The following is a 16,940-nucleotide window of genomic DNA, read 5'->3' as shown; positions in this document are numbered from 1 at the left end:
AATAAAAGATACTAGACATTTTTACATGGGAGAATTCACATGACATTTTACAATCACAAAGACATTGAACCCAAATGGCAAGCATTTTGGGCTGATAAACATACCTTTAAAACTGGCATGGATACCAGTAAACCTAAATTTTATGCCTTAGACATGTTTCCATACCCTTCAGGAGCTGGTCTACACGTAGGACACCCAGAAGGCTACACAGCTACTGATATTTTGAGTCGTTTCAAACGTGCACAAGGCTACAATGTCCTTCATCCAATGGGATGGGATGCCTTTGGACTTCCAGCTGAACAATATGCAATGGACACAGGAAATGATCCTGCAGATTTCACAGCAGAAAACATCGCTAACTTCAAACGTCAAATTAATGCTCTTGGCTTCTCATATGACTGGGACCGCGAAGTCAACACGACTGATCCTAACTACTACAAATGGACCCAATGGATTTTCACAAAACTCTATGAAAAAGGCTTAGCCTATGAAGCAGAAGTTCCAGTTAACTGGGTTGAAGAACTTGGAACAGCTATTGCCAACGAAGAAGTCTTGCCAGATGGGACTTCAGAACGTGGCGGCTATCCAGTAGTTCGTAAACCTATGCGCCAATGGATGCTTAAAATCACAGCCTATGCAGAACGTCTTTTAGAAGATTTAGAAGAAGTGGACTGGCCAGAATCTATTAAAGACATGCAACGTAACTGGATTGGAAAATCAAGTGGTGCCAATGTGACGTTCAAAATCAAAGATTCTGACCAAGAATTCACTGTCTTTACCACTCGTCCTGACACTTTGTTTGGTGCAACATATGCTGTTCTTGCCCCTGAGCATGCGCTTGTCGATGCTATTACAAGTAAAGAGCAAGCAGAAGCGGTCGCAGAATACAAACGCCAAGCCAGCTTGAAATCAGATTTGGCTCGTACAGACCTAGCAAAAGAAAAAACAGGTGTTTGGACAGGCAGTTATGCCATCAACCCAGTTAATGGTAAAGAAATGCCAATCTGGATTGCAGATTATGTCCTTGCAAGTTATGGAACAGGGGCTATTATGGCTGTGCCAGCTCACGATGACCGTGACTGGGACTTTGCAAAACAATTTAACTTAGATATCATTGCTGTTCTTGAAGGTGGCAATGTTGATGAAGCACCATATACTGAGGATGGTGTTCACATCAATTCTGAATTCTTAAATGGCCTTGATAAGGCGCAAGCCATGGCTAAGATGATTGCTTGGCTAGAAGAAAATGGTGTTGGTCAAGAAAAAATCACCTACAGACTTCGTGATTGGCTCTTTTCTCGTCAACGTTATTGGGGAGAACCAATTCCAATTATTCACTGGGAGGATGGCACTTCTACAGCCGTTCCTGAAGGTGACTTGCCACTTGTATTACCAGTAACGAAAGACATCCGTCCTTCAGGGACAGGTGAATCACCACTTGCCAATTTAACAGACTGGTTAGAAGTTGTCCGTGAAGATGGTGTTAAGGGGCGTCGTGAAACCAACACGATGCCACAATGGGCAGGATCAAGTTGGTACTACCTTCGTTACATCGACCCACATAACGATCACGCTTTAGCAGATCCAGAACTGCTGAAACAATGGTTGCCAGTGGATATTTATGTCGGCGGAGCAGAACATGCTGTTCTTCATTTGCTTTACGCGCGTTTCTGGCATAAAGTCCTTTATGATTTGGGCGTTGTGCCAACCAAAGAACCCTTCCAAAAACTCTTTAACCAAGGAATGATTTTAGGGACAAGCTATCGTGATGGCCGTGGGGCTCTTGTTGCGACTGATAAGGTTGAAAAACGTGACGGCAGCTTCTTCCATATGGAAACTGGTGAAGAGCTAGAACAAGCACCAGCTAAAATGTCTAAATCCCTTAAGAATGTTGTTAATCCAGATGATGTGGTTGAAGCCTACGGTGCAGATACCCTTCGTGTTTATGAAATGTTCATGGGACCACTTGATGCTTCCATTGCTTGGTCAGAAGAAGGCCTTGAGGGCTCTCGTAAATTCCTAGACCGTGTTTACCGTCTGATCACAAGTAAAACAATTGTTACGGAAAATAGTGGTGCTTTAGATAAGGTTTACCATGAAACGGTTAAAGCTGTTACTGAACAAGTGGAAGCCATGAAGTTCAACACAGCCATTGCACAACTCATGGTCTTTGTGAATGCAGCTAATAAGGAAGACCGCCTTTTTGCAGACTATGCCAAAGGCTTTGTCCAATTAATTGCCCCATTTGCACCACACTTGGGTGAGGAATTATGGCAAATCCTTACAGACTCACAAGAATCCATCTCACATGTGGCTTGGCCAGTTTGGGATGAGGCAAAACTAGTGGAAAATGATGTTGAAATTGTTGTTCAAATCAAAGGAAAAGTCAAAGCTAAATTAGTCGTTGCTAAAGATCTAGCCAAAGAAGAACTTGAAAGAATTGCCCTATCACACGACAAAGTGCAAGCTGAAATTGCAGGCAAAGACATTGTTAAAGTCATTGTTGTTCCAAATAAACTGGTTAATATCGTTGTTAAATAAGAAATGTGACAATTTATAGTAGAAAAACACTTCGGTGTTTTTTTGCTAGGCAAGAATAAGTGGGATGACAAGTATGAAAATCATTATTGCAATTGATTCTTTTAAGGGGGCAGCTCCTTCAAAACAGTTGAATTTAGCAGCCAAAGAAGCTGTTTTAGAGGTTCTGCCAAATGCAGATGTCGAGACCTTTTCTATTGCTGACGGTGGTGAAGGCACTATGGAAGCCTTGGCTGATAAGTGTCAAGCTAAGATTGAGAAGGTTTCAACAACTGATTTAATGGGGCGTGCGATAATGGCACCCTACCTTAAAATGGGGGACAGGGCTTTTATTGAATCGGCTAAAGTTATTGGTATTGATAAAATCACCCCTAGTCAGGAGTCTTTTAGTCAGGCCACTAGTTTTGGACTGGGTGCCTTATGCCTTGATGCTATTGATAAGGGGTGTCAAGAACTATTTATTGGTCTTGGAGGAAGTGGCAGTTCAGATGGTGGTCGTGGATTTTTAGAGAGTTTGTCTTTTGATGTGACCACTTGTCAACTGACTGAGCCTGGTATTCTGAAGAAAACTAAGATACATGCTTTAGCTGATGTTACAAATCCCTATGCTGGCTCAACAGGCTTTGCCAAGATTTTCGGGCCTCAAAAAGGTGGAAGCCCGAAACAGATAGAAACAATGGACCAAGAAGCTCAGGCTTTTGTTGAGCGTGTGAAAACTTGTAGGGGGTTAAACTTACAGAAGGTTGCTGGATCTGGTGCTGCTGGTGGAATGGGCGGAGCCATTGCTATTTTGGGTGGTGAGATTTTACCGGGTTTTGACACCATAGCAGCCCTATTGGGCTTGGAGAAAGAAATGGCTGACGCTGATTTAATCCTAACGGGAGAAGGGAAACTTGATGGCCAAAGTAAAGCGGGTAAGGTGCCTGTGGCTATCAGTCGTATGGGACAAAAATACCAGTGTCCAACCATAGCCCTTTGTGGGTCTGTGGAGGATGACTCAAACGTCAGTGAGGAATTTTTAGCTACTTTTGCTATTCAACGCAAGTGTTTAAGCCTCAAGGAGGCTCTTGATAACAAGACTACTTTGTCTAATCTAAAAGCCTTGGTTAGCAATCTTATGAAGACCCGTTATTTATAAAAAAATGAAGAGACTGTGAGCCAATAGGGCCAGGGTCTTTTTTGTGTGGTTGTTAGAAAAATGGAATCAAGTCTAATTTTGAACACTTAAATGTGTGATACTTGGTCTTTTTTAAAACGCTTACACAAAATATAATAAATTTATAAAGAAACACATTATTAAAACTTTGAAAAGAGGTAGTCGTCATGGATATGTTCCTAGCTCCCCTAAACTGGTTCTCACAAAACATTTTGCAGAATCCAGCCTTCTTCGTAGGTCTATTGGTACTTATTGGGTATTTGTTACTTAATAAACCGATACACGAAGTTTTTGCAGGCTTTATAAAAGCAACCGTTGGGTATCTGATTTTGAACGTCGGAGCAGGTGGGCTTGTTAATACTTTCCGTCCTATTCTTGTTGCATTAGCTGCAAAATTCAAATTAGAAGCAGCTGTTATTGACCCTTACTTTGGGCTTGCAGCAGCAAATGCTAAATTAGAAGGTATGGGATTCATTAGTGTTGCAACAACAGCACTATTAATTGGTTTTGGAGTAAACTTACTTCTTGTAGCTCTTCGTAAAGTTACAAAGGTTCGTACACTTTTCATTACAGGGCATATCATGGTGCAACAAGCAGCAACCATCTCAGTATTTGTACTTCTTTTAATTCCTCAATTCCAAAATGCTTATGGCGCTTGGGCAGTAGGTATTATCTGTGGTCTATATTGGGCAGTAAGTTCAAACATGACTGTTGAAGCAACACAACGCTTAACAGGTGGTGGCGGATTTGCTATTGGTCACCAACAACAATTTGCCATCTGGTTTGTTGACAAAGTAGCTCCATTCTTTGGTAAAAAAGAAGAAAATCTTGACAACTTAAAATTACCAACATTCTTAAGCATCTTCCACGATACTGTTGTTGCATCCGCAACATTAATGTTAGTTTTCTTTGGTGGTATTCTTGCTCTCCTTGGTCCAGAAATCATGTCTAACGTGAAATTAATCGGTCCTGGAGCATATGTCCCAGTAAAACAAGCCTTCTTCATGTACATTCTTCAAACATCACTAACATTCTCAGTTTATCTCTTCATCTTGATGCAAGGTGTTAGAATGTTTGTTGCAGAATTAACAAATGCCTTCCAAGGTATCTCAAACAAATTACTTCCTGGATCATTCCCAGCTGTTGACGTTGCCGCTTCATACGGATTTGGTTCATCAAACGGTGTACTTTCAGGGTTTGCATTTGGTCTTATCGGGCAATTGGTAACCATCGCATTGTTGGTTGTCTTTAAAAACCCAATCCTAATCATCACAGGATTCGTTCCAGTATTCTTTGATAATGCTGCTATCGCAGTTTTTGCTGATAAACGTGGTGGTTGGAAAGCAGCAGTTATCTTGTCATTCCTATCAGGTGTTATTCAAGTAGCGCTTGGAGCTGTGGCTGTAGGTCTTCTAGGACTTGCAGGTGGTTACCATGGAAACATCGACTTTGAATTCCCGTGGTTAGCATTTGGTTACGCCTTCAAATACCTAGGTATTGCAGGATATGCTCTAGTATGTCTCTTCTTCTTAGCCATTCCTCAATTGCAATATGCAAAAGCTAAAGATAAAGAAGCTTACTATCGTGGTGAGGCTCAATAATTAAGAAATTGACATTCTGATTGTGTTAGTGGGTATTGGACTAGTCTTTTGGCTCACTAACTTATCAGAAACACTTAGCAGTAATGACATCAAAAAATCAATGGTGTATTGATTGATCTATCAAAGAAAGATTAGAAGGAGAATGAAATGGTTAAAGTTCTTACAGCATGCGGAAACGGCATGGGTTCATCTATGGTTATCAAAATGAAAGTTGAAAATGCACTTCGTCAACTTGGAGTGACAGACATTCAATCAGCTTCTTGTTCAGTTGGTGAGGCCAAAGGTCTTGCTTCAGGTTACGACATTGTTGTCGCTTCAAACCATTTGATTCACGAATTAGATGGTCGTACAAAAGGTCATCTTGTTGGACTTGATAACTTGATGGATGACAATGAAATCAAAGCTAAATTACAAGAAGTATTATAAAATGTTTTTGCTAATAGACAGAGGAGTTGTGAACATTTTCCCAACTCTTTCTCTTTAGCAAAAAGAGGCATTTCGGTGCATTGATAGGAAAGGAAACTTATGAATTTAAAACAAGCATTTATCGATAATGATTCAATTCGTCTCGGATTATCAGCAACAACTTGGCAAGAAGCCGTTAAATTATCTGTTGATCCATTGATTGAAAGTGGAGCTGTTAAGGAAGAATATTACGACGCTATTATTGAATCGACAGAAGAATATGGCCCATATTATATTTTGATGCCTGGTATGGCAATGCCTCATGCACGTCCTGAAGCAGGTGTTCAAAAAGATGCCTTTTCATTAATCACTTTGAAAGAGCCAGTAACCTTCTCAGATGGTAAACAAGCCCAAGTCTTACTCGCATTGGCAGCAACAAGTTCTGCTATTCATGCTTCTGTGGCAATTCCTCAAATCATTGCTTTGTTTGAATTAGAAAATGCTATTGAACGTTTAGCAGCATGCCAAACTAAGGAAGACGTTTTAGCAATGGTTGACGAGTCCAAAGATAGTCCTTATTTAGAAGGTTTAGATTTAGAAAGTTAATAAAAAAGAGAAGCTTAATTCATTAGATATAATAATCGTGATAAGAAGAAAGGAAATACGATGACAAAACACATCCCAAATTTACAAGTAGCCCTAGACCACTCTGATATGCAAGGTGCCATTAAAGCAGCTGTATCTGTAGGACATGAAGTTGATGTTATTGAAGCAGGAACAGTGTGTCTACTCCAAGTTGGTAGTGAGTTAGTAGAGGTTCTTCGCAGCCTTTTCCCAGAAAAAATCATTGTTGCTGATACCAAATGTGCAGATGCAGGTGGAACTGTTGCTAAAAACAATGCAAGCCGCGGTGCCGACTGGATGACTTGTATTTGTTGCGCTACAATCCCAACAATGGAAGCAGCTCTTAAAGCCATCAAAGAAGTTCGTGGTGACAAAGGTGAAATCCAAATTGAACTTTATGGTGATTGGACTTATGAACAAGCTCAATTATGGCTAGATGCAGGTATCTCACAAGCTATTTACCATCAATCTCGTGACGCCCTACTTGCAGGTGAAACTTGGGGTGAAAAAGACCTTACAAAAGTTAAAAAATTAATTGACATGGGCTTTCGTGTATCTGTAACAGGTGGACTTGATGTGGATACTTTGAAATTGTTTGAAGGTGTTGATGTCTTTACATTTATTGCTGGTCGTGGTATAACTGAGGCAGAAGATCCTGCAAGCGCCGCTCGTGCATTCAAAGACGAAATTAAACGTATTTGGGGGTAACGATATGGCTCGTCCTATTGGTATTTATGAAAAAGCAACGCCCAAGCATTTTACTTGGTTAGAACGCTTGCGCTTTGCAAAAGAACTTGGTTTTGATTTTGTTGAAATGTCTGTTGATGAATCAGATTTGCGTCTTTCACGTCTGGAATGGACAAAAGAAGAACGTTTGGCTATTGTGAAAGCTGTCTATGAGACTGGTGTTCGCATTCCAACAATCTGTTTTTCTGGGCATCGCCGCTATCCATTAGGCTCAAATGATCCAGAAATTGAAGCAAAATCATTAGAGTTAATGAAAAAATGTATTGAATTGGCTCAAGACTTAGGTGTTAGAACTATTCAATTAGCGGGTTATGATGTCTATTATGAAGAAAAATCACCAGAAACCCGCGCACGCTTTATCAAAAATTTACGCAAATCATGTGATTGGGCAGAAGAAGCTCAAGTCATGTTATCAATTGAAATAATGGATGATCCCTTCATTAATTCCATTGAAAAATATTTAGCCATTGAAAAAGAAATTGATTCTCCATATCTCTTTGTTTATCCAGATACAGGTAATGTGTCGGCTTGGCATAATGACCTTTGGAGTGAGTTTTATTTAGGGCATCGCTCAATTGCAGCCCTACACTTAAAAGACACCTATGCTGTGACAGAAAGCTCAAAAGGGCAGTTTCGTGATGTGCCTTTTGGACAAGGGTGTGTTGATTGGAAACACATGTTTGATGTCATCAAGAAAACAAACTATAATGGGCCCTTCCTCATTGAAATGTGGTCAGAAAACTGCGAAACCGTTGAAGAAACGCGAGCAGTTATCAAAGAGGCTCAAGAGTTCTTATACCCATTAATTGAAGAAGCGGGGTTAGCATAATGGCAAAAAAATTACAAGAAATGCGTGAACGTGTGTGTGCAGCAAACAAATCACTTCCAGAACATGGACTAGTCAAATTCACTTGGGGAAATGTCTCAGAAATTTGCCGTGACCTTGGTGTGATTGTGATTAAACCTTCTGGTGTTGACTATGACCAGTTGACACCTGAAAATATGGTTGTTACAGACCTTGACGGCAATGTTGTTGAGGGAGATTTGAACCCATCATCAGATCTAGCAACCCATGTTCAATTATATAAAGCCTGGTCAGAAGTTGGTGGTATTGTACATACCCACTCAACAGAAGCAGTTGGTTGGGCGCAAGCAGGCCGTGATATTCCATTTTATGGAACAACCCATGCAGATTACTTCTATGGGCCAGTGCCTTGCGCACGTTCGCTAACAAAAGATGAAGTTGACAGTGCTTATGAAAAAGAAACGGGTACAGTCATTATTGAAGAATTTACCAAACGTGGTTTAGATCCAATAGCCGTGCCAGGTATTGTTGTGCGTAACCATGGACCATTTACTTGGGGAAAAACACCAGAACAAGCCGTTTACCATTCGGTAGTCTTGGAGGAAGTTGCTAAAATGAATCGCTTCACAGAGCAAATTAACCCACGTGTGGAACCAGCACCAAGTTATATTATGGACAAACACTATCTTAGAAAACATGGACCAAATGCTTATTATGGCCAAAAAGGTGACAAGCATTAATAAACACTAAAGAGACAAATGCCCTTGTCTCTTTTTAGTTGCCTTACAAGAGCAATGGGCTCTTAGTTCTATAGGTAACTGGTATTTAAAAATAGGAGTAATAATGATATAATACGCGTAAGAGATGACAGTATAATCTAGGAGTAGGAAATGTTTGATAAGGTAACCATCAGTGATATCGCAAAATTAGTAGGTGTTTCAAAAGCGACGGTATCCTATTATCTTAATGGTAATTATAAGAAGATGTCTTTAGAGACCAAAGACAAAATTAAACAAGCTATTGAGGTTACTGGTTATCAACCCAATAAAATTGCTCAGAGCCTTGTTACTCGAGACACACAGACCATTGGAGTTGTCATTGCTGATATCACCAACCCATTCATCTCATCAGTCATGAAAGGAATTCATGATACCTGTAAAGAATTTGGTTATTCGGTTAACTTCACTAACTCAGATAATGACCTGCAAATTGAATTGGAAAATTTACACCGTTTGCAGCAGCAAAATGTTTCTGGAATCATCTTAGATTCAGTTGATCCGAACAATCCTTTTGTCTTTAAACTAGACCCTACAAAACTTGTTATGGTGGATAGACAGGCTGAAAATCTCATTTTTGACACAGTTGTATCTGATAACAAACAATCCACACGTGATTTTTTAGGTCAAATGCAAGAAGCTGGATACCAAGATATCTATTTTGTCACCTACCCTATTACAGGTATTTCGACTCGTGAATTGCGTTATCAGGGCTTTAAAGAAGTCGTATCTGCTAATAAGGAAAAACTCATTGATATCACAGATCCAAGCAGTGTAACCCGCATCAAAGAGATTATTGAAAAAGCAGAAGAAAAACCAGCCTTTCTCATGATGAATGGGCCGACCCTTTTGGCATTTATGAAAATAGTCAACCAAAGCTCTTATCATTATCCCGCTGATTTTGGTTTGGGGTCTTATGAAGATTTAGACTGGATGGAAGTTTTGAACCCAACCGTTTCTTGTATTAAGCAGGATTCATATAGGATTGGTTGTATTGCTGCCAAGCATTTAATTCACAAGTTGAAAGACACAGAAGGCCCTCACAAACCTCAATTAATAGAGGTTGTCAACCAACTGGTTATAAGGAAATCCTTTTAAAAACTGGCCATGGGGTCAGTTTTTTACTATTTTGAAAAAAGTTTTTTGTAAACGCTTGCCAAAAGATGGAAACTGATGTATAATGAGTGTGTTGTTGGTTAACCGTTTAACATAAACGCTGTTTTTAATGCAAGGTTGCTTGCAAAACAGGATCTTCTCTAATATTTTTTTACCTGTTTAGTTAACCGTTTCACCGACGACGAGAAGGAGAAAAACATGCAAATAAAAAAAATCTTATCAGATGACTTAGAGGCTTGTTACTGTCTTTGTCGTCTCCAAGCTGACCAGCATGATTTTTTGTTAGTGGCTTCAGAGGTTGAAGGGGCTTGTTATGCTTACAACCTCAATAATGGTCTCAAAAAACAAGTCGTCTGGCAAGATGTTGGCGGCAGTATGTCAATTGTACAGATTCCTGGAACAATGGATTTTTTAGCCACACAGAAGTTTTATCCAGGGTTTGACGCAGCTGCTTGTCACATCGTTTATGGCAAGTTTGCTCAAGATGGTTGGCAGATTGAAAAAATTGCCAACTTTCCATATTTGCACCGTTTTGATGTTATGGCATCAGAAAATGGCCAGTTACTGTTTATCGGCTGTACGATTGCAAACTCAAAACGGGAAATCGAGGATTGGTCAGATAAAGGCAAAGTGATTGTTGGAAACTTTGATAGAAAAGAGCTTGTTTTAAAAGAGCTTAGAGAGCTACCAATTCGTCTGACAAAAAATCATGGCTATTATGCTCAGCATGATAAAGGTTACTCACTGATTACAGCTGTTGAGGGTGTGGTTAAGTTAACTTATCCTGATTTTTCTGATAGTGGTGATTGGACCTTAGAATGCCTATTCAACGAAGAAACAAGTGATATTGTTTGTCTTGATATCAATCAAGATGGTCAAGCAGAAAATATTATTATTCAAGGCTTTCATGGTGATAGGCTACGCCTTTTATCTCAAGATTTTACTCAAGAACTTTATTCTTACCCAAGTCCAACACCTTTTGGGCATGCCCTTTGGGCTGGGAACTTAATGGGACAGGCGGTATTTGTTTTTGGCTTCAGAGCTGGCAAGGCACAGTTACGCTTGTTTTACGCTCATCAAGGACATATTGAGTCAGTATTGATTGATGAAATGTCAGGTGCAAGTAATGCCTTGGCATTTGAAAAAGATGGGAAGTCCTATCTCTTTTCAGCTAATAATGCAAGGGGCGAGGTGGCCCTTTATCAACTTAGTTAATTTCATATTATTTACATAAGGAGGTTTTTATGGGCAAGAAAAAGGTTCTTGTGACAGGGATTGTTCCCAAAGAAGGTTTGACAAAACTGATGGAAATGTACGATGTAACCTATTCAGAAAATGAACCCTTTTCCCGAGACTATGTTTTAGAACATATTGGGGATTATGATGCGTGGCTTTTGATGGGACAACGTGGTGATCGTGATGTGCTTGATGCTGCTGAGCATTTGGAAATCATTTCTTTGAATGCGGTTGGTTATGACCATGTTGATATTGCTTATGCCAAAGAAAAAGGGATTACAGTGGCTAACTCCCCTCAAGCGGTTCGAGTACCAACAGCAGAAATGACTTTAGCCTTATTATTAGCCACAACGAAACGCCTGGCTTTTTATGACAAGGTTGTTCGTCAAGGGTCATGGATTGATCCCAGTGAACAAAAGTACCAAGGGCTTACTTTAGAAGGTGCAACTTTGGGGATTTATGGAATGGGTCGTATTGGTTTAACCGTCGCAAACTATGCTAAGGCCCTTGGAATGACAATTGTCTATAATGATGCCTATCGTTTAAGTCAAGAAAAAGAAGAAGAGCTGGGAGCCACTTATTTAAGTTTTGAAGACTTGTTATCACAGTCAGATGTGATTACGATTCATGCTCCAGCTCTACCCTCAACGATTCACAAGTTTAATAAGGAAGCTTTCCAAAAAATGAAAAACAGAAGCTACCTGATCAATGCAGCGCGTGGGCCAATTGTCTCTGAGAAAGACTTAATTGAAGCTTTAACAAGTGGTGACATTGCTGGTGCTGGTTTGGATGTTTTTGAATTTGAGCCAAGTGTTGCAGCAGAATTAAGAGCATTGGATAATGTTATCATGACACCTCATGCTGGTACAGGTACCATTGAGGGGCGTCGTGTATTAGCAGAAGAAGCAGCTGAAAATATCATCTCCTTCTTTGACGGTAATCCAATTAACGTGGTTAACCCATAATATAATACTCTAGAAAATCTTTTTGAAGAAGATTTTCCTTACATGTAATTGTAAGCGCTTAATAAAATATAAAGGTGATGATATGCTAGAAGCTTTACACAAGTTCTTTGATGTTTTTGGTGCGGCAACGGTCGTTCCAGCAATGATATTTATTGTTAGTCTTTGTTTAAAAGTAAACCCCAAAAAGGCCTTCTTCAGTGCTTTACGTGCAGGTGTTGGCTTAACAGGATTTGGTTGGATTATTTCAGCTTTTGCACCCATGGTAACCAAATACATTCAGCAAATGGTTGAAACGACAGGTTTGAACCTACCAATCGTTGATATTGGTTGGCAAGCAGGCTCCCTAACAGCATTTTCTTCTGAAATTGGGCTTTCCTTCTTTGTTTTTGGTCTTGTGATTGAATTAATCTTATTCTTGACGGGAATCACACGGGTTTTTGTTCCATCTAACCTTTGGAATAACTTTGGTTATATGATTTGGGGAACCATGGCTTATGCAGCAACTGGAAACTTTGTCCTATCCTTTGCTTTCATGGTGTTTGTTCTTCTTTATTCACTTGTTATGTCAGAAGTCCTAGCTGATCGTTGGTCTGACTATTATGGTGTTAAAAATGCTACGATCAATTCTATTCATAACATTGAAACCTTAATTCCTGCTCTTGTTTTAGATCCCCTTTGGAATTTGTTGGGTGTTAATAAGGTCAAATTAAATCCTGAGTCTCTTAAAACAAAATTGGGAATCTTTGGGGAACCAATGACCTTAGGCTTTATTCTTGGTCTGATTATTGGTGTCTTAGGAAGTGTTAAAAATCTCTTATCCATTGAAACTTGGGGAGGTATTTTAACCTTTTCAGTAGCTTTAGCTGCAGTTATGACTATTTTCCCGCTTATTACAGGTGTTTTTGCTCAGGCCTTTGCTCCCTTGGCAGAAGCTGTTGAACGCAATAAGAAAAAAGAAAATCAAGAAGCTACAGGTCTTTCAGCTAAAAAACGTTGGTTTATTGCAGTGGATGATGGTGTTGGCTTTGGTGAGCCTGCTACTATTATTGCAGGATTGATCTTAGTTCCAATTATGGTTGTGATTTCCTTACTGTTACCAGGCAATGAAGCTCTTCCAGTGGTTGACTTAATTGCCATTCCCTTTATGATTGAAGCAATGATTGCTGTCACAAGAGGTAATATTTTAAAAGCTATTTTAAGTGGTATTGTTTGGTTCTCTTTGGGACTTTATGCTGCTAGTGCTCTTGGTCCCATTTATACCGATGCTGTGAAACAATTTGGAACAGCCTTGCCAGCAGGTATTACCCTCGTTATGAGCTTTAATCTTCTTGCTCATCCCCTAACAGCACTTGTCTTTTTTGCTTGGATTTCCGGTAATCCCCTTTATATTGGGATAACAGTTGCTATTTACTTGGTATCACTATTTTTCTTACGTACAAAACGCGAAGCCATTTACCACTATTTGCGAGTTATGGCTGATAAAAATAGTGGTTTTGAAGGGTCAAATGAAAAAATATTTATTAGTGAAGACTAATCTCATCTTTTTGGAGGATAAATCAGATGAAAAAAATTGATGGACATGCTCATATTGTAGACACAATTGCTGGATTTAATGGAAAAGGACGCTTGAACGCCATTGGTAATGGTTATGCTATTTGGGATGATGGTGATTTGATTAAACTGATTCCAGATGGTTTTGGGGATAAAGACTTTACAGCAGAAGCTTTTTTGAGCTATATGGATGCTAATGATGTGGAAAAAGCTGTTATTTTACAAGGCCATTTGAATGGTTATCAGAATTATTACACCTATCTTGCCATTAAAAAATACCCAGAACGTTTTACAGGAGCTTTCTCAGTTGACCCATTTGCTGAAAATGCAATGACAATTGTGCAGCGCCATGTTGAAGAATTAGGCTTTAGAGCTATTAAATTTGAAATTAGTCAAGGTGGTGGTATTCATGGTTACCGTGGGCAAAAAACACCATTTCGCTTAGATGCAGATCCTCATATTAGCAGAATTTTGACTTACCTATTGGATTATCCAGGCTTTGTCGTGACTGTTGATTATGGTAACTGGGATCAAATTAGTCACCAGCCAGATGCTATTGCCCAATTGGCTCGTCTCTACACAAGCTTAGATTTTGTGGTCTGCCATTTATCATTCCCACATGCTGACACACCAAATAGACTACGTGCAGAATTGAACATGTGGAAAGATTTAGACAATATTTATACAGATATCTCAGCTATTCAAGATATTGATAGCCCAGATGTATTCCCATTTCCTAAATCAGAGAAAAATGTACGCATTGCCAAAGAAGTTTTAGGAGCAAAACGTATTATCTGGGGCACTGATTCTCCGTGGTCTTCAACCTTTAACACCTATGAAGAATTGGCGAGCTGGTTAGAACATGTTGATATTTTTACAAAAGAAGAGCTAGAAGACGTTCTTTATCATAATGCAGAACGTGTCTACTTTAAACCAGAAGCTGTGGCAGCAAATGCAAATGCCTGCGATTCTGTAACCAAAGACTTACATCTTTATTAAAAAAGTAGGTACAAGTTGTGATGCATCTTGTACCTTGTTTTGTTAGAAAGTTAGGAAAAATGATGACATATTTTTTAAGCATTGATTATGGAGGAACAAATACCAAGGCAATAATAGTTGATGCCTATGGGAAGCAAATGGGAGTATCTTCCTTTGAAACCTTAAGAATTGAGAAGCAATCAGGCTACCGTGAAGTGGATTTATTAAAAACATGGCAGGCTATAAGCTCTTCTATTAAAGAGGTGCTTTCAAAGACACGTATTGACGCCAAGGACATTGCAGCCGTTTCTTGTATTGGTCATGGAAAAGGCCTTTACTTGCTTGATAAAAAAGGCAAAGAATTTGTTAATGGAATTTTATCAACAGATGCTCGTGCCAGTACCTTGGCTAAGCAGTTTGAAGCCTCTATTGATCAGATTTGGCCCTTAACGCAACAACATGTTTTTGCCGTTCAAAGTCCAGTATTGCTCAGGTGGTTAAAGGACAATCAACCCTCGATTTACCAAGAAATTGGTTTTGTTTTATCTGCTAAAGATTATGTGCGCTTCAAATTAACAGGAAAAATCAATCAAGAATACGGAGATGCTTCGGGGAATCATTGGATTAATTTTCAGACGGGAACATATGACTCTGACCTCCTAAGTTTTTTTGGCATTGAGGAAATGAAAGCGTCACTTCCAGAATTAGTGGATTGTAGAGAGCTTGTTGGAGGCGTCACACCCCAGGCGGCTGAAGCAACTGGACTTGCTGTAGGGACACCAGTTGTAGCAGGTCTCTTTGATATTGATGCTTGTGCAATTGGTTCAGGAGTTTTAGATGATAAGACTTTTAGTGTCATTTCTGGTACTTGGAATATTAACACCTACCCAAGTAAAAAAGCAGCCAGTCAAATGAGTGGGCAGATGAATTCATACTTTCTGGACAAATCTTTTTTAGTGGAAGCAAGCAGTCCAACTTCTGCTGGAAATCTCGACATTATATTAAAATTGTTAATGTCTGAGGAAATGCAAAATGTCAAAAAAGAAGGTAAGGAAAGCATCTACGACACCTTGGAGGTCTTTTTAAAGGAGACGGATGCTGCTTATCAAAACCTGCTCTTTTTCCCATTTTTATATGGTAGTAATGCCTCAGCAGATGCCAAAGCTTGCTTTTTTGGCTTAATAAGCACATCTAGTAAGTCAGAAATGCTTCGAGCTGTTTATGAGGGAATCAGTTTTGCTCATAAGCAACATATTGACCAATTAATAGCAGGAAGAGGGCGGGTTCCTGATAAAATCCGTTTATCTGGTGGAGCTAGCAATTCAAAAGCTTGGATGCAGCTGTTTGCAGATGTTTTAAACATTCCAATCGAGATTGTTGAAGGAACAGAATTAGGAGGTTTAGGAGGGGCAATCATTGCCTTGCAAGCAACTCAAGGCTTGAGTTTAGAAGAAGCTGTTGCACAAATGGTTAGGGTAAAAGAAAGGTTTACACCCAATCTTTCAGAGCACAAGATCTATTGTGCTAAGTACCATGTTTACCAAGAAGTGTTAGTGGCAATGGAGCCTGTTTGGAAAGGGTTACGAGCTTTAGAAAATCTAAAAGGGGAAAAAGGTGATGGTTAATCCAGACAAAATCATTATTAATAGTATTGTTTTTAAAAAAGAATTAGACCAAGGGGTCAGTCAGCTTGATTTGCTTAAGAAGATTGCTCAAATTGGTTTAAGGTGTTTTGAAGTTCGGCGTGAATTTTTACACAATGGTGAAGAAGAATTAAAGGCTATGAAAGAGATGGCAGATGCCCTTAAACTCACCCTCTTTTATAGTGTCAATGAAGATCTTTTGTGTCATCATCAGTTGAACCCAGAGCTTGAGCAATTGTTGCAAGAAGCTATAGTCTTAGGGGCACCTTTTATCAAATTAAACATAGGAGATGCCTCCAAAGTCAGCTTTCATCAGCTTGAACAATTAAGGCAGTTGATGGATAAGACTTTACCAATCAAAGTTGAAAACAATCAAGATCCTATCGGGGCTAGTTTGAAAAATTGCCATCATTTTATGACACGAATCAAAGAAGCAAGACTGCCAATTAGCTTTGTATTTGATACGGCAAACTGGATTTTTGTAGGCGAGTCTCTAACAGAAGCAGTCAGCCTTATGAAAGAAAGTACGGATTACCTCCACTGTAAAAATTATGAGATGAGCAATCATTTACCAGGTCTTAGTGAGGGACTCTTTAAGGGGGAAATAAAGGTTAAACATCTCTTGTCTGAATTTACTAATCTCTCTTATTTAGCTTTAGAATATCCGACAGATACTGCTTCTCTTTTGATGGATATTGCGGAAATCACAGACGAAAGATGATAGAAAGATAAATAATGCAAACAATTTAATAGACTTCCTAAAAAAGTTTGTCATCAGGCTGTTTAACATGATAAAATA

At 39.3% G+C, this 16,940-nt stretch carries 15 protein-coding genes; all 15 read left to right on the top strand.

From position 1 onward, the window contains the following. Window positions 1-39 precede the first annotated feature (39 nt). On the top strand, window positions 40-2,541 hold the full coding sequence (gene leuS, locus Q9317_RS09970; RefSeq protein ID WP_003100327.1) for a leucine--tRNA ligase: 2,502 nt from the start codon (window positions 40-42) through the stop codon (window positions 2,539-2,541). 73 nt (window positions 2,542-2,614) lie between these two features. Beyond that, entirely contained in the window at window positions 2,615-3,676 is a 1,062-nt protein-coding gene (locus tag Q9317_RS09965) for a glycerate kinase family protein (protein WP_003100325.1), read from the top strand. A gap of 185 nt (window positions 3,677-3,861) precedes the next feature. Further along, window positions 3,862-5,295, top strand: a complete 1,434-nt coding sequence (locus Q9317_RS09960; RefSeq protein WP_003100323.1) for a PTS sugar transporter subunit IIC — start codon at window positions 3,862-3,864, stop codon at window positions 5,293-5,295. A gap of 147 nt (window positions 5,296-5,442) precedes the next feature. After that, complete coding sequence (locus Q9317_RS09955; protein ID WP_003045594.1) at window positions 5,443-5,721, top strand: PTS sugar transporter subunit IIB; 279 nt, start codon at window positions 5,443-5,445, stop codon at window positions 5,719-5,721. A gap of 99 nt (window positions 5,722-5,820) precedes the next feature. After that, window positions 5,821-6,306 (top strand): PTS sugar transporter subunit IIA, encoded by a 486-nt coding sequence (locus Q9317_RS09950; RefSeq protein ID WP_003100321.1) that lies wholly within the window; start codon window positions 5,821-5,823, stop codon window positions 6,304-6,306. Between the two features lie 60 nt (window positions 6,307-6,366). After that, on the top strand, window positions 6,367-7,032 hold the full coding sequence (locus tag Q9317_RS09945; RefSeq protein ID WP_003100319.1) for a 3-keto-L-gulonate-6-phosphate decarboxylase UlaD: 666 nt from the start codon (window positions 6,367-6,369) through the stop codon (window positions 7,030-7,032). A gap of 4 nt (window positions 7,033-7,036) precedes the next feature. Continuing rightward, a complete protein-coding gene (locus tag Q9317_RS09940) occupies window positions 7,037-7,900 on the top strand; it encodes an L-ribulose-5-phosphate 3-epimerase (RefSeq protein ID WP_003100317.1) in 864 nt (287 codons plus the stop codon). Then, on the top strand, window positions 7,900-8,616 hold the full coding sequence (locus Q9317_RS09935) for an L-ribulose-5-phosphate 4-epimerase (RefSeq protein WP_003100316.1): 717 nt from the start codon (window positions 7,900-7,902) through the stop codon (window positions 8,614-8,616). The genes Q9317_RS09940 and Q9317_RS09935 overlap by 1 nt, the downstream gene beginning before the upstream one ends. 150 nt (window positions 8,617-8,766) lie before the next feature. Next, entirely contained in the window at window positions 8,767-9,750 is a 984-nt protein-coding gene (locus Q9317_RS09930; RefSeq protein ID WP_003100313.1) for a LacI family DNA-binding transcriptional regulator, read from the top strand. Between the two features lie 216 nt (window positions 9,751-9,966). Further along, window positions 9,967-10,983 carry a hypothetical protein gene (locus Q9317_RS09925; RefSeq protein ID WP_003100312.1) on the top strand — a complete coding sequence of 339 codons (1,017 nt, stop codon included), beginning with the start codon at window positions 9,967-9,969 and terminating at the stop codon, window positions 10,981-10,983. A 29-nt stretch (window positions 10,984-11,012) separates the two neighbouring features. After that, a complete protein-coding gene (locus tag Q9317_RS09920) occupies window positions 11,013-11,969 on the top strand; it encodes an NAD(P)-dependent oxidoreductase (RefSeq protein WP_003100308.1) in 957 nt (318 codons plus the stop codon). 82 nt (window positions 11,970-12,051) lie between these two features. Next, window positions 12,052-13,503, top strand: coding sequence for a PTS galactitol transporter subunit IIC (locus Q9317_RS09915; protein WP_305981557.1), 1,452 nt, complete (start codon window positions 12,052-12,054; stop codon window positions 13,501-13,503). Between the two features lie 26 nt (window positions 13,504-13,529). Beyond that, window positions 13,530-14,519, top strand: coding sequence for an amidohydrolase family protein (locus Q9317_RS09910; protein WP_016356197.1), 990 nt, complete (start codon window positions 13,530-13,532; stop codon window positions 14,517-14,519). Window positions 14,520-14,581: 62 nt separating this feature from the next. After that, entirely contained in the window at window positions 14,582-16,123 is a 1,542-nt protein-coding gene (locus Q9317_RS09905; protein WP_121791553.1) for an FGGY-family carbohydrate kinase, read from the top strand. After that, window positions 16,116-16,862, top strand: a complete 747-nt coding sequence (locus Q9317_RS09900) for a sugar phosphate isomerase/epimerase family protein (protein ID WP_003100300.1) — start codon at window positions 16,116-16,118, stop codon at window positions 16,860-16,862. The genes Q9317_RS09905 and Q9317_RS09900 overlap by 8 nt, the downstream gene beginning before the upstream one ends. Window positions 16,863-16,940 lie beyond the last annotated feature (78 nt).

This window comes from Streptococcus iniae, assembly GCF_030732225.1.
Lineage (GTDB): Bacteria > Bacillota > Bacilli > Lactobacillales > Streptococcaceae > Streptococcus > Streptococcus iniae.
Note: the sequence above shows the minus strand (reverse complement) of the source record. Positions and strands in the feature narration are given on the sequence as shown.

Bases quoted from the DNA above. Each gene is read 5' to 3' on its own strand.
- leuS (WP_003100327.1), top strand. From the start codon at position 40: ATGACATTTTACAATCACAAAGACATTGAACCCAAATGGCAAGCATTT.
- Q9317_RS09965 (WP_003100325.1), top strand. From the start codon at position 2,615: ATGAAAATCATTATTGCAATTGATTCTTTTAAGGGGGCAGCTCCTTCA.
- Q9317_RS09960 (WP_003100323.1), top strand. From the start codon at position 3,862: ATGGATATGTTCCTAGCTCCCCTAAACTGGTTCTCACAAAACATTTTG.
- Q9317_RS09955 (WP_003045594.1), top strand. From the start codon at position 5,443: ATGGTTAAAGTTCTTACAGCATGCGGAAACGGCATGGGTTCATCTATG.
- Q9317_RS09950 (WP_003100321.1), top strand. From the start codon at position 5,821: ATGAATTTAAAACAAGCATTTATCGATAATGATTCAATTCGTCTCGGA.
- Q9317_RS09945 (WP_003100319.1), top strand. From the start codon at position 6,367: ATGACAAAACACATCCCAAATTTACAAGTAGCCCTAGACCACTCTGAT.
- Q9317_RS09940 (WP_003100317.1), top strand. From the start codon at position 7,037: ATGGCTCGTCCTATTGGTATTTATGAAAAAGCAACGCCCAAGCATTTT.
- Q9317_RS09935 (WP_003100316.1), top strand. From the start codon at position 7,900: ATGGCAAAAAAATTACAAGAAATGCGTGAACGTGTGTGTGCAGCAAAC.
- Q9317_RS09930 (WP_003100313.1), top strand. From the start codon at position 8,767: ATGTTTGATAAGGTAACCATCAGTGATATCGCAAAATTAGTAGGTGTT.
- Q9317_RS09925 (WP_003100312.1), top strand. From the start codon at position 9,967: ATGCAAATAAAAAAAATCTTATCAGATGACTTAGAGGCTTGTTACTGT.
- Q9317_RS09920 (WP_003100308.1), top strand. From the start codon at position 11,013: ATGGGCAAGAAAAAGGTTCTTGTGACAGGGATTGTTCCCAAAGAAGGT.
- Q9317_RS09915 (WP_305981557.1), top strand. From the start codon at position 12,052: ATGCTAGAAGCTTTACACAAGTTCTTTGATGTTTTTGGTGCGGCAACG.
- Q9317_RS09910 (WP_016356197.1), top strand. From the start codon at position 13,530: ATGAAAAAAATTGATGGACATGCTCATATTGTAGACACAATTGCTGGA.
- Q9317_RS09905 (WP_121791553.1), top strand. From the start codon at position 14,582: ATGACATATTTTTTAAGCATTGATTATGGAGGAACAAATACCAAGGCA.
- Q9317_RS09900 (WP_003100300.1), top strand. From the start codon at position 16,116: ATGGTTAATCCAGACAAAATCATTATTAATAGTATTGTTTTTAAAAAA.